At 39.2% G+C, this 12,889-nt stretch carries 11 protein-coding genes; all 11 read right to left on the bottom strand.

The features are described 5' to 3' along the window. Positions 1 to 33: 33 nt before the first annotated feature. The gene (gene dinB, locus BN1206_RS01690) at positions 34 to 1,155 is read right to left on the bottom strand and encodes a DNA polymerase IV (RefSeq protein WP_022087054.1); all 1,122 of its coding nucleotides are present in this window, start codon (positions 1,153 to 1,155) and stop codon (positions 34 to 36) included. Then, on the bottom strand, positions 1,148 to 2,599 hold the full coding sequence (gene zwf, locus BN1206_RS01685) for a glucose-6-phosphate dehydrogenase (protein ID WP_013437233.1): 1,452 nt from the start codon (positions 2,597 to 2,599) through the stop codon (positions 1,148 to 1,150). Before zwf ends, dinB begins: the two co-directional genes overlap by 8 nt. Positions 2,600 to 2,706: 107 nt before the next feature. Then, a complete protein-coding gene (yajC, locus tag BN1206_RS01680; protein ID WP_013437232.1) occupies positions 2,707 to 3,096 on the bottom strand; it encodes a preprotein translocase subunit YajC in 390 nt (129 codons plus the stop codon). A gap of 64 nt (positions 3,097 to 3,160) precedes the next feature. After that, positions 3,161 to 4,177: a Holliday junction branch migration DNA helicase RuvB gene (gene ruvB / locus BN1206_RS01675; protein WP_052542796.1), complete on the bottom strand. Its 1,017-nt coding sequence runs from the start codon at positions 4,175 to 4,177 to the stop codon at positions 3,161 to 3,163. Positions 4,178 to 4,228: 51 nt separating this feature from the next. Further along, complete coding sequence (gene ruvA, locus BN1206_RS01670; protein ID WP_013437230.1) at positions 4,229 to 4,816, bottom strand: Holliday junction branch migration protein RuvA; 588 nt, start codon at positions 4,814 to 4,816, stop codon at positions 4,229 to 4,231. A 2-nt stretch (positions 4,817 to 4,818) separates the two neighbouring features. Continuing rightward, positions 4,819 to 6,699, bottom strand: coding sequence for a DNA mismatch repair endonuclease MutL (mutL, locus tag BN1206_RS01665; RefSeq protein ID WP_046433572.1), 1,881 nt, complete (start codon positions 6,697 to 6,699; stop codon positions 4,819 to 4,821). Positions 6,700 to 6,701: 2 nt separating this feature from the next. Further along, positions 6,702 to 9,278: a DNA mismatch repair protein MutS gene (mutS, locus tag BN1206_RS01660; protein ID WP_136860415.1), complete on the bottom strand. Its 2,577-nt coding sequence runs from the start codon at positions 9,276 to 9,278 to the stop codon at positions 6,702 to 6,704. A 202-nt stretch (positions 9,279 to 9,480) separates the two neighbouring features. Continuing rightward, entirely contained in the window at positions 9,481 to 11,112 is a 1,632-nt protein-coding gene (gene groL, locus BN1206_RS01655; RefSeq protein ID WP_013437227.1) for a chaperonin GroEL, read from the bottom strand. 21 nt (positions 11,113 to 11,133) lie between these two features. Beyond that, a complete protein-coding gene (gene groES / locus BN1206_RS01650; RefSeq protein ID WP_013437226.1) occupies positions 11,134 to 11,418 on the bottom strand; it encodes a co-chaperone GroES in 285 nt (94 codons plus the stop codon). A gap of 175 nt (positions 11,419 to 11,593) precedes the next feature. Next, positions 11,594 to 12,349 carry a LiaF transmembrane domain-containing protein gene (locus BN1206_RS01645; protein ID WP_013641519.1) on the bottom strand — a complete coding sequence of 252 codons (756 nt, stop codon included), beginning with the start codon at positions 12,347 to 12,349 and terminating at the stop codon, positions 11,594 to 11,596. After that, on the bottom strand, positions 12,349 to 12,804 hold the full coding sequence (locus BN1206_RS01640; RefSeq protein ID WP_014565570.1) for a LytTR family DNA-binding domain-containing protein: 456 nt from the start codon (positions 12,802 to 12,804) through the stop codon (positions 12,349 to 12,351). The genes BN1206_RS01645 and BN1206_RS01640 overlap by 1 nt, the downstream gene beginning before the upstream one ends. Between the last annotated feature and the right edge of the window lie 85 nt (positions 12,805 to 12,889).

The following is a 12,889-nucleotide window of genomic DNA, read 5'->3' as shown; positions in this document are numbered from 1 at the left end:
TCTGTATCTAGTTTAACAGAAAAACGCGTCTGATTAATAATCGAACAAATTAATTGCCTGATAATTTTCTTTTTTAAAGTCCGTCGCTGTTACGCCTAACAAACGAATACCATCTTCTAGAAAGCCATGTGTACTCTCAAATAATTCTCTAGCTACCTCATAAAAATCAAAACGATCGTCAGATGGCTTTACCAATTTTCTCCGTTTCGTAACCGTATCAAAATTATTATTGCGGATTTTCAAAACAATCGTAGAAGCGCGAAAGTTGCGCTTTTTTAATTCTTTTTCTAAATAATCACAATAAACGCGAATTCTGCTGAGAGCTTCATCTTGCGTGAAAATCGCTGGTTCATAGGTACGCTCGATGCCAATTGATTTTCGGTTGACCTCTGAATCGGTCACTACCGGATTTAAATCGATGCCACGCGCATGTTGGGCCAAAATATAACCCATCTTTTTAAACTTATTAAGCAAAACCAGTACATCAACTTGCTGCAAATCGGCACCTGTATAAACACCCAACTTATGCAATTGTTCCTGCGTTTTAGGGCCAACACCCGGAAACTTCTCGATTTTTTGCATCCCTAAAAATTGTTTAGCCTCACTTGGCAAAATCACGGTACGGCCAAACGGCTTGGCATATTCTGAGCCCATCTTGGCTAAAAATTTATTGTAGGAAACGCCAAAAGATGAATTTAACCCTATTTCTTTTCTGATCCTTTTTTGTAAATCAAGCGCTAACTTAACAGCTGATTCCTCACCCAATTTATTATGAGTTACGTCAAGATACGCTTCATCAAGTGCAACTGATTCTACTCTGTCAGTAATATCATGCATAAAAGAATGAATCTGAGCCGAAACGCTACGGTAAGTTTTAAAATCAGGTGCTACAAAAACTAGCTTATCCTGGGGAACCAAACGCACAGCCTGAATACTAGCCATTGCTGAGTGGACCCCATATTTACGCGCAACATAATTACAAGTTGCCACTACGCCGTGCCCATTATTCTCACACGGATCTTGTCCTACAATCAGCGCCTTATCTTTATATTCTGGATGTCTTCTAGTTTCCACTGAAGCGTAAAAAGCATCCATATCCAGATGAATAATCCGGCGATGGATGTCATTTTGCGGTAATAAATTTTCTTTATTCATAAATCCAATGTTCAGTTGGTGATTCAAAGATATTGTCTGCTTCCTTTGGACCCATTCTATATGGCAAGTATTGCGCAATTTCTGGATTGCCTGCTTCGTTTTCTTTTTGCCATGCATCTTCAACAGCATCAATGAATTCCCAGTAACGCTTCAATTCGCTCCAGTGAGTGAAGTTGGTTGAATCGTTAACAAATACATCATGAAGCAAACGTTCATAACCATCTGGCACCTTAGCCATTTCTTCCTTTGAAAAGACGTAGGTTAAATCTTCACGACGAATACCTGGTTCGTCAATCTTCTTACCATTGATAGTGATATAAATCTTACTTTCAGGATCAACTTCAATCGTAATGTTGTTTGAATGAGCTTGACCATATGGATTATTGATATGCTTTAAAACAATATCAATTCTGGTCTTCTTTTCCTTAAATTCCTTACCAGTTCTGAAGTAAATTGGCACGCCAGCAATTGGGCCACTTGTAAACTTAGTCTTACCAGCTACATAAGTTTCAGTAGTTGAATCAGGATCAACATTAGGTTCTTTCTTGTAAGCAAAAGTAGTATCGCTGCCTAAGTATTGGCCTCTTACAAAGTTCTTCTTAACTTCTTCTGGAGTTGGAATAATTAAACTCTTAAGCAATTCTTGCTTAGCTTGGTGAACGCTGTCTGATGACAAGTCTTTAGGTTCTGGCATTGCAAGCAAAGTAATGATTTGGAAGATGTGGTTTTGAACCATATCACGCAAAGCACCTGAAGTATCATAGTAACCACCACGTGCTTCTACACCTAAACGTTCTGCCAAAGTAATTTGAATATTCTTAATGTATTCGCCTGACCAGATATTCTTAATTAATGGGTTGGTAAAGCGCATTGGCATAATATTTTGAATCATTTCCTTGCCTAAGTAGTGGTCGATTCTGAAAATATCATTTTCATCAAATGAGGCGGTAATTTCTTTATTTAATTGTTCAGCTGAAGCTAAATCATGACCAAATGGCTTTTCAACTACGATACGGTTAAAGCCGCTACCGGTTAAGTGTTGATCATTGATGTGAGTGGCAATTGTACCAAAGAATCTTGGTGCCATAGCCATGTAAAATAGACGGTTACCTTGAGCTGAGTAGCGATCATCAAGTTCTTGAGCCAATTTCTTCAAAGTTACATAGTGTTCAACATTAGTAACATCGTGAGATTGGTAATAGAAGTGACTAGCAAATGCCTTTACTTCGTTTTCATCTACTTGATCATGAGTTTCGTGAATAGCATCTGAAACTTGTTCACGTAAATACTCATGTGACCATGGACGACGTGCAGTACCAATGACTGCAAAGTTGTCATGGATCAAACCTTGTTCATATAAATTAAACAAGGATGGGTAAAGCTTACGGTGAGCTAAGTCACCACTACCACCAAAAATAATCATTATAACTGGGATATTTTTCATAACTAAGTCCCTTTCTTTAATTCGTTATTTCATTCATATTCTATTTTACAACAACCAATTTTTAGGCAAAATAAAAAGCGCATTATTTTGCGCTTTTTGTTGGTCAATTATTTATCTTCTTTTTTAGCTTCATCTGAAGAAGCAGGCTTAGCTGGTTCTGCTGGTTTAGCAGCTTCGGCTGGAGCTGCTGGCTTAGCAGCAGCTGGCAATACACGACGAATAGCCATTCTTTCGAAAGTTAAGTAAATGCCGTCTGCATCAACAACAACAGTCTTATCACTGTTGATCTTGTCAATCTTTGCGTGCAAACCGTCTACTAAAATAACTTCGTCGCCCTTCTTCAACTTATCCATCATTTGCAATCTTTGTTGTTGTTGCTTCTTTTGTGGACGGATCATACCAAAGTAAGTAAAACCAATCAAAATAATGAATAAGATGATCATCATCCAGTTGTTGCCGGCAGCACCGCCAGCGTTTGCTAAAAATACAGTATTCAAATTTTTCACCTCATAAAACTATTAAATTTTTCAATATAATATATCCATTATACAGAAAATTTTGCTATTTATCACCCGGAATAGGCAAACCTAACTGTAAATATGCCTTATCGGTCACCATTCTGCCGCGGGGCGTTAATAAAATAAAACCATGTTGAAGCAAATATGGTTCATAGAGTGACTCAATCGTCTCCATATCCTCACCAATATTTGCGGCCAAAGTTCTAATACCAACAGGGCCACCATTATAGCCCTCAATCATGGTTCTTAACAATTTACGGTCAGTTTGATCTAGCCCTTCATCGTCAACCTGCAGCTGCTTTAATGCATTTTCGGTAGTGGCAAGCGAGATCGTCTTTTCGCCTTTTACTTCCGCAAAATCACGTACACGCTTTAACAAGCGATTAGCTACACGGGGCGTTCCGCGTGAACGACGAGCTAGTTCATGCGCAGCCTCTAGCGCAATTGAAGTATGGAAAACATCGCTTGAACGTTGCACAATCTTTTCCAATTCGTCAACAGTGTAATACTGCATGTGCTCCACGATTCCAAAACGGTCACGCAAAGGAGCAGATAACTGTCCAGCAAGTGTCGTTGCCCCAATTAAAGTAAATGGTGGAAGCGGCACGTGAACTGCGTGCGTAGTTTGCCCTTCACCAATTACGATATCAATGTAGTAGTCCTCCATTGCGGAATAAAGGACTTCCTCAACCGGTTTAGCAAGACGATGAATTTCATCGATAAATAAGACATCGCCTGGATCAAGATCAGATAGCAATGCTACCAAATCGCCGGCTTTTTCAATTGCCGGGCCACTAGTACTCTTTAAGTGAACGCCCAATTCATTGGCAATTACAAAAGCTAATGTCGTCTTACCTAAACCCGGTGGTCCATATAGCAAAACGTGATCTAATGCCTCATCACGTTGTTTTGCGGCTTTAATATAAATGGACATTTCTTTTTTAACACGCTCTTGACCCAAATACTGGTCCAAAGTTTGCGGTCTCAAAGATAATTCCATTGCTTCTTCTTCAGAGCCTTCAACTTGTCCTGAAGTTACTGCATCATCGTTTTCTGCCACCAGTTTCACTTCCTTATTAAAAATCCATTGCTTGTACTATTATAACAAGAACTACTTCTTAAGCAGCAATGCTAAACCTTTTTTAATATATTGATCTGCTGTATCGGCATCGACCTCGATTAACTTAGGCGTAATGCGGTCAACTTCTTTTTGGGTATAGCCCAAAGCAATTAATGCTAATAATGCATCATTTAATGCTGGAGAAATTTCTTCATCGTTATCCTTACGATCAAGACGAGCAACGTAGTCGCCTAACTTCCCCTTTAGATCAAGCACAATCTGTGAGGCGGTCTTTTTGCCCACACCAGGGAAGCGAGTTAAGTATTTAACTTCACCTTGTTCAATTGCTTCAGCTAAGGAATTGCTGTCTTCGGCTGCCATAATTGCCATGGCACTCTTAGGACCAATGCCGCTTACACTAAGCAACTTAAGGAAAAGTCCTTTGTCATCTTGACTCTGGAAACCATATAAAGTAATGCCGGTATCACGCACAACTTGTTCGATATAAACCTTGGCCTTTTGTCCTTGAGTATAAGCAAATGGCGTTGGACTATACACCTTATAGCCCACTCCGTTAACATCTACTACGATATAGCTTGGCGTAATGACGGAAATTATTCCTTCAAAATATTCATACATTATTAATCATCCCTTTTGAACATCTTTTTTAATTCATTTTGGCTCATGCGGACCAAAACTAGACGCCCTGAGGCATCATGATATGGATCAGCCGTTTTGCGCAAATCACTAATAATTTGTTTTGCTTCTGCGGCAGACAAATCGATTTTCCCCGTTACTGCATGTTTGGCTTCCATCTCAGCTACACGTTTAAACAGCTTCTCAGATTGACCCTTATCCAAATTCAGATAACTATCTAAGATTTGGCGAATCGTTTCTTCGATATTTTCATGAATCCAAGTTGGATATGAACGCACAATAAAACTATTTTGACCAAATTCTTCTAAGTAAATGCCAATCTGTTTAATCTGCTCCAGCTTATCTTTAATTTGGATAAAATCTAGATTGCCGAGTTCTAAGACAATTGGCGTAAGCAGACCCTGCTGCACAATTTTTTTAGAAGCTAGTATCTGATATGTTTTTTCAAATTGCAGTCTTCTTCTAGCTGCAACCTGATCGATCAAGAACAGATCCCCTTCATTCTCTGCAATGATGTAGGTATCGGTCTGACCAACATAGGCTAGACGTGGCAAATTATTGGCTAAAACTTCATCCCCGCTGGAAATCACCTCTTGATTAGCAGGAGAGGCACCAAAAGGCGTAAGTTTTTGCTGCTCTTCTACATTTTGATCCCAGGTTTTGGTGATAATGTATTTGTCATTTTCACGCGGAATGTTTAGATCAACGTATTTGCCAGTTTCCTTAGCAGCCTTAAATTTTGGTTTTTCTACCTGATCATGAATTTCTGGTACTTCTTTACGTTCTGTATTTACCACATCTTGATTCAAGTTGAATTGCAATTGGTCTACTAATGTTTCACGCTTATTTTCTAGATTGGCAAATGCACTAGTTTGCTCAACTTTTTCCACAAGTGCATTACTGATTGCAGTTGTAATCAATCGACTAAGTTCTTTTTCCTTAGATAAACGTACCTCTTGCTTAGTGGGATGCACATTTACGTCGACTAACAAAGGATCGACCTTAATAGACACAACAGCAATTGGATAATGCCGCACCTCAAGTTTGGAGCCATAACCATCCATAATTGCTGTATTCAGTTGGAAGTTTCGAATATAACGTCCATTAAGCAGAATTGAAATAAAGTTGCGGGTTGAACGAGTCAATTCTGGTTTAGAAATTAAGCCCGTAACTTTAAAATCAGTATCTTCTGCCTCGATGTCTTCCATTTTTTCCGCAATATGGCGCCCATAAACATTGGCAACAGTTTGTTTTAAATTACCATTGCCAGTTGTTCTGAGTAAAATTTTACCCGTATTCGACAAGGTAAAAGATACTTGTGGATAACCTAATGCTAAGCGATTAATAATATCCACAATCTTCATGATTTCGGTTCGCGGACTGCGCAGATACTTCAATCTCGCTGGCGTGTTGAAAAACAGGTCTTGCACCGTAATCTTGGTCCCTTTTTGCGATGCCGCATCTTCTTGACCTTTTTTATTGCCGCCACTAAAAGTAGCTCTTGTACCAATTGCTCCGTCTGTTGCCGTTAAAATTTCTACGTGACTTACCGCGGAAATTGAAGCCAGAGCTTCACCTCTAAAGCCTAAAGTCGAAACTTTAAACAGATCATGCTCGTTGCTAATTTTACTAGTCGCATGACGCGTAAAAGCCAGGTCAACTTGATCACGTTCAATTCCTGTACCGTTGTCCTGTACTACAATTTGCTTTAATCCTGCATCCACAAAATCTACTCTGATTCGGGTGGCTCCAGCATCAAGGGAGTTTTCCACCAATTCTTTAACTACGCTGGCAGGACGTTCAATAACTTCACCTGCCGCAATTTGATTGGTTAAAGTTTCAGATAATTCATGAATTTTAGGCATAATTAGTTATCATCCTTCAAGTCTTTTTGCCAATCCGCTACCATTTGCATAATTTGAAGTGGTGTCTTATCGGCCAAATAAAGATTAGAAATATCGTCAAGCACATCTTGTTCCGCATCGGTCATAGCTGGCTTGTCATTTTGTATTTGCTCTTCCTCATCTGAACTATCCACAGGCTCTGCGAATAAGTCTAATTGCTGACTAACTGGAGCAAGTTCACTGCCTTGTGCTTCAAGACGTTTTAATAATTTGGTTGCTTCACGCAATACGGCACGTGGTAAACCAGCAAGTTGGGCAACGTGAATACCATAACTTTGGTCGGCTGGTCCTGGTAAAATCTTGTGCAAAAAGATCAGCTTGCCATTTTCTTCAGTCGCACCAACGTGGATGTTCTTTAAATGATCCAGTGTCTCATCAAGTGCAGTTAATTCATGGTAGTGGGTCGCAAATAATGCCTTAGCTCCTACTTTATCATGCAGATACTTAACGATCGCCCCAGCTAAAGCCATACCATCGTAAGTTGCAGTACCACGACCAATTTCGTCAAAGAGAACCAAACTGCGTTTAGTTGCATATTGCAAAGCATCGTTTGCTTCGCTCATTTCAACCATGAAGGTACTTTGACCAGAAATCAGGTCATCGGCAGCACCAATTCGAGTAAAGATTTGATCAAATATTGGCAAATCAGCACTATCAGCTGGGACAAAGGAGCCCACTTGCGCCATGATTGCGATTAAAGCCATTTGTCTCATGTAGGTACTCTTACCAGACATGTTAGGACCAGTAATCAAGAAAATGTTGGTAGCTGAATCCATTTTGACATCGTTAGGGATGTAGGAACCGGCAGTCATAACTTTTTCAACTACTGGGTGGCGGCCATTAACCACATCGATATCCTGATTATCGGTATGGAAGTGAGGTCTGCAGTAATTATTTTGTTCAGCTACGGTCGCAAAGCCGCAGTAAACGTCTAAGGCTGCAAGTTGCCCACCCAATTTTTGCAAGGCAGGAATATACTTCTTAACTTCCTCACGTAATTTAACGAACAAGTCATATTCCAAGTCAGTTGAACGAGTTTGCGCCTCCAAGATTAAGTTTTCGTGTTCCTTCAACTCTGGCGTAATGTAACGTTCAGCGTTGGTCAAAGTCTGTTTACGCGTGTAGCGATCCAGTGGCACCTTGCTCTTATTACCATTAGATACTTGAATGTAATAGCCAAAGACCTTGTTATAGCCAACTTTCAAGTTATCAATACCGGTCTTTTGTCGTTCGTCAGCTTCCATTTGAGCTAACCACTTTTTACCATTATTCATGGCATCCTTGTAGCGGTCCAGTTGCTTATCAACGCCTTCGCGAATTAAGCCACCTTCTGTAGTCAAAATTGGTGGATCCTTAACCAAAGTCGTTGAAATCATTTCTGCTACGCCCTTTAATGGATCAATCTTTTGGGCAAAATCTTCTAGCACTTGACTATCTGATTGGTTCAAAGCATCCAAAATTACAGGCACAGCTTGAAGTGAGCGGGATAATTGCAAAAGTTCACGTGCATTAACATTGCCAAAGGCAATTCGACCAGTTAAACGCTCTAGGTCATAAACGCCCTTCAAAGCATCAATCGCATTTTCACGTGTGAAGTAACCATCAAGCAGAGCTTGCACCATTTCTTCACGGTGGTTGATCTCATCCACATTAAGCAGTGGTCGAGCTAACCATTGCTTAAGCAGACGCCCACCCATTGCCGTATGAGTTTTATCAAGAACCCAGAAAAGCGAGCCCATTTTTTTACCAGTTTTAGCAGATGCAACTAATTCCAAATTATTTTGAACAGTATGCGACATCTGTAAGTATTGGTTTACTTCGTAGCTCTTAGCAATTTGCAAGTGGGCTAAGCTTCTCTTTTGGGTAGATAAAAGATAGCCTACCAGTTGACGCGTAGCTTCTTTTTCTGCCTTATTGGTTAAATTTTGTTCAACATAAGAAATCTCGGCATGTTCGCCTTCAATTGGCGTAGGCGCGGAAACGGTGATATTAGCCTTATGCATAAAGTCCTTATTTTGTTCAGTCAAAGGACCATTGTAAACAACTTCGCGTGTTCTTAATGATAAAAGTTCATTAGAAACAGCTTCGAAGCTCTTCAAATGTGTCGCATAAATTTCACCAGTTGATAAATCACTGTAGGCTAAGCCAAAGCCACTCTTAGTAGTCACTACTGAAGTTAAATAGTTAGAATCCTTAGCATCATTGGGACCTTCATTCATCATGGTACCTGGAGTTACCAATTGAATAATGCCACGCTTTACCATGCCCTTAGCTTTTTTAGGATCTTCGAGCTGTTCGCAAAGTGCAACCTTATATCCCTTTTCAACCAAAGTATTTACATAAGTATCAACGGCCAAATGAGGTACACCAGCCATCGGAATTGGATTCTTAGTTTTATTTGAACGGTGTGTTAAAGTTAATTCAAGAATCTGAGCGCCCTTAACCGCATCGTCTTCGAAAAGTTCATAGAAATCTCCGACGCGATAAAAAAGAAAGGCATCAGGATATTGCTTTTTAATTTCGTAATATTGCTCCATCATTGGAGTCGTACTTGCTTTTGCCATACAATCTCTTTTCTATTCCTATGCTTGATCACTGGTAATTATTATACGCTATAAAGGAAGATAAAAGAAAAACTTCGAAGCTGAACTTTTTTGCTCAACTTCGAAGTCTATTTAAGTATTTATTTGGATTTGAACTAGAGTGAGAGTTTTATTCTTTTATCAGAAATTAGTTTCTAAATTACATACCCATTCCTGGGGCGCCGGCACCTGCACCACCTTGTGGAGCAGCTGGCTTTTCTTCAGGAATTTCTGCAACAACAGCTTCAGTAGTAAGGAGTAATGCAGCAATTGAAGCAGCGTTTTGTAAAGCGGTACGAGTTACCTTAGTTGGGTCAATGATACCTGCGTCAACCATGTTTTCCCACTTGTCAGTAGCAGCGTTGTAACCAACTTCGTTTTCTTGGTTTTCAAGCTTGTTCAATACAACGGCACCGTCTTTACCTGCGTTTTCAGCAATTTGACGAACTGGTGCTGAAAGTGCTCTTAAAACAATGTTGATACCAGTTTGTTCATCTGGAGTGTCACCCTTAAGGTCCTTGATAGCCTTTTCTACGTCTACCAAAGCAGTACCACCACCAGCAACATAACCTTCGTCAACAGCAGCACGGGTTGAGTTCAAGGCATCTTCGATTCTGTAACGACGTTCCTTAAGCTCAGTTTCAGTAGCAGCACCAACGTGGATAACAGCTACACCACCAGTAAGTTTTGCAAGACGTTCTTGCAACTTCTTCTTGTCAAAGTCTGAAGTTGATTCTTCAATTTGCTTTCTGATTGAATCTTCACGTTCTTGGATAGCGTCCTTTGAACCAGCACCGTCAACAATAGTAGTTGAGTCCTTGGTTACAGTTACACGACGAGCTTGACCTAATTGATCAATCTTAGCATCCTTCAATTCAAGACCTAAGTCATCAGTAATTACTGTACCACCAGTCAAAGCAGCGATATCTTGTAATTGAGCCTTACGACGGTCACCAAAGCCAGGAGCCTTAACAGCAACAACGTTGAAAGTACCACGGATCTTGTTCAATACAAGAGTTGGAAGAGCTTCACCAGAAACATCGTCAGCAATGATTAACAAAGCCTTACCTTGTTGAACGATTTCTTGAAGAAGTGGCAAAATGTCTTGGATGTTAGAAATCTTCTTGTCAGTGATCAAGATGTATGGGTTGTCAAGATCTGCTTCCATCTTGTCGTTGTCAGTTACCATGTATTGTGATAAGTAACCACGATCGAATTGCATACCTTCAACTACTGAAAGTTCAGTGTTGATACCACGTGAATCTTCAATAGTGATAACACCATCGTGACCAACCTTTTCCATAGCGTCAGCGATTAAGTCACCAACTTCTTTAGATGCTGATGAAACAGCAGCTACGTTAGCGATTTGGTCCTTTGATTCAACCTTGTGGCTGATCTTGTGTAATTCATCAACGGCAGCTTGAGTAGCCTTTTCAATACCGCGACGAATACCTACAGGGTTAGCACCAGCAGTAACGTTCTTCATACCTTCACGAGCAATTGCTTGAGTTAAAACAGTTGCAGTAGTAGTACCGTCACCGGCAATGTCGTTAGTCTTTTGTGCAGCTTCAGCAACAAGCTTAGCACCCATGTTTTCGTAGTGGTCTTTTAATTCAATTGACTTAGCAATAGTAACACCATCGTTAGTAATATCTGGGTTGCCGTAGCTTTGTTCCAAAACAACGTTTCTACCCTTAGGACCAATAGTGGTCTTAACAGTATCAGCTAACTTGTCAACACCCTTTAAAAGGGAACGTCTTGCATTTTCTGAGAATTTAATATCTTTTGCCATATTCTATATCCGCTCCTTTAATTACTTTTCAATTGCTAAAATGTCTTTTTCGTGAAGAACTAAATACTTTTCGCCTTCGTATTCAACGTTAGTGCCTGAATATCTGTCGTAGATAACTACGTCGCCCTTCTTAACGACCATAGGAATCTTTTCGCCGTTTGATGCGTAAGCACCTTCACCGACAGCTACAACTTCGCCTTCAATTGGCTTCTTCTTAGCATTTGATGCTAAAACGATGCCGCCAACTGTCTTTTCTTCTTCTTCTTTAACTTTAACGATTACACGATCACCGATTGGTTGTAACACGTTTAGTCCCCCTTATAACTTATTTTCTTCTTTTTAAAAGTTTAAAATCATTATTAATTGATTAGCACTCTTATTTATCAAGTGCTAACTTACAAATATGATAATAACCCGTTTACCAAAAAAAAGCAAGAAAAAATTAGCACTTTTTTATAAGGAGTGCTAATTTTGAATTTTCTTAATCTTTTACATGTTTAACAGTTAAATCTCCCATGGTATTTCTACCCTGTAAGATCAACTTTGTGCCAGTTCCTTTGCTGTGATCAATATCGACATCGCTCAAACTATTTTGCATATTATTTTCAACTTGCCAATCACTTGGAATATAAACATCAACATCACACATCGAAGTATTAATATTCATGATTACTTCATCCCCTGCAGCTTTGGCATCATCTAAATAAACGCTAACGTCTCCCATTGAAGAATCAATAGTAACTGTTTTCAAATTTTGCGAATGAATGTAACGTGAAGCTTCAGTCATCTTGCCACTAATCACAACATTATCGCTATCAACGCCAAAACTATTATCAGTGATGACATTATCTGCTTTAAAATTCTTATTTATCAAGTCCGACCAATTTGCATTAACCTTTTTCCCATTAATGATGATCGTGGGCTTAAAACTATTTCTAAAAATCAAACTAATTCCGGCAGAAACCAGAATTGCCACAAGCAAAATGGTCCAAGGAGATAGTGCTGAAATATGAAGTGGCTTAGCGTAGACAATTACCAAAAAGGCAATTGAGAAAATAGCCCCGTATAAATTCTTATTGATTACCGAAGTAATTAAACTAGCTACAAAAACTACTGTCCAAAAGATCGCCCAGAAACCTATCGTAAATGGTAATAAATGTAACTGGTCAATTACTAAGAACACGGCAGCTGCAATTAACCCAACGCCCCAGAAAATTCGACTCCACTTAGCTTTCATTAGTAAGTCCTTCTTTCGTTTAATTTATCTTTTAATTCGCGGTAGTAACGTCTAGAAACATAAACGGTTTTGTAAGAATGATGAAATTGAATCTGGCAATTAGAAATTGATTTAGTCAAAGCATAAATCTGATCTAAGTTAAGAATTGTTGATTTAGATACTCGCATAAATTGTCCGCCAAGCAAATTTTCTAATTCATACAACTTATATTTCACAGCATAGCTATGATTTATAGTATGTGCCATTACCTGTTTATCAGCAGTTTCAAAGAATAGAATCTGATTTATATCGAGATAATATGCTTTGTCATCCTTTACTCCAGTAATTTGATCAGGATGAGATGATTCATCTTGCAATTTACGATAAATTCGCTCTAGTTCTGGAGTAATTTTATTAGCTTTGATAATTACTTCCGATTCCTGGTTATCAGGATCAATTTCTAATTTAACCTTCAATTTTTTCATCCCCTTCATTTCTATAATCCTATTACACCGCGTTTTATTACGAAAAACTAGCCAATTTAACTAAGAGGTCACAAAA

This window comes from Lactobacillus sp. OTU4228 (assembly GCF_001006945.1).
Classification (GTDB): Bacteria; Bacillota; Bacilli; order Lactobacillales; family Lactobacillaceae; genus Lactobacillus; species Lactobacillus amylovorus.
The sequence above is the reverse complement of the archived record's forward strand: the minus strand, read 5'-3'. Positions and strand labels throughout refer to the sequence as shown.

Bases quoted from the DNA above. Each gene is read 5' to 3' on its own strand.
- BN1206_RS01645 (WP_013641519.1), bottom strand. From the start codon at position 12,349: ATGAAAGCTAAGTGGAGTCGAATTTTCTGGGGCGTTGGGTTAATTGCA.
- ruvA (WP_013437230.1), bottom strand. From the start codon at position 4,816: ATGTATGAATATTTTGAAGGAATAATTTCCGTCATTACGCCAAGCTAT.
- mutS (WP_136860415.1), bottom strand. From the start codon at position 9,278: ATGATGGAGCAATATTACGAAATTAAAAAGCAATATCCTGATGCCTTT.
- groL (WP_013437227.1), bottom strand. From the start codon at position 11,112: ATGGCAAAAGATATTAAATTCTCAGAAAATGCAAGACGTTCCCTTTTA.
- mutL (WP_046433572.1), bottom strand. From the start codon at position 6,699: ATGCCTAAAATTCATGAATTATCTGAAACTTTAACCAATCAAATTGCG.
- dinB (WP_022087054.1), bottom strand. From the start codon at position 1,155: ATGAATAAAGAAAATTTATTACCGCAAAATGACATCCATCGCCGGATT.
- zwf (WP_013437233.1), bottom strand. From the start codon at position 2,599: ATGAAAAATATCCCAGTTATAATGATTATTTTTGGTGGTAGTGGTGAC.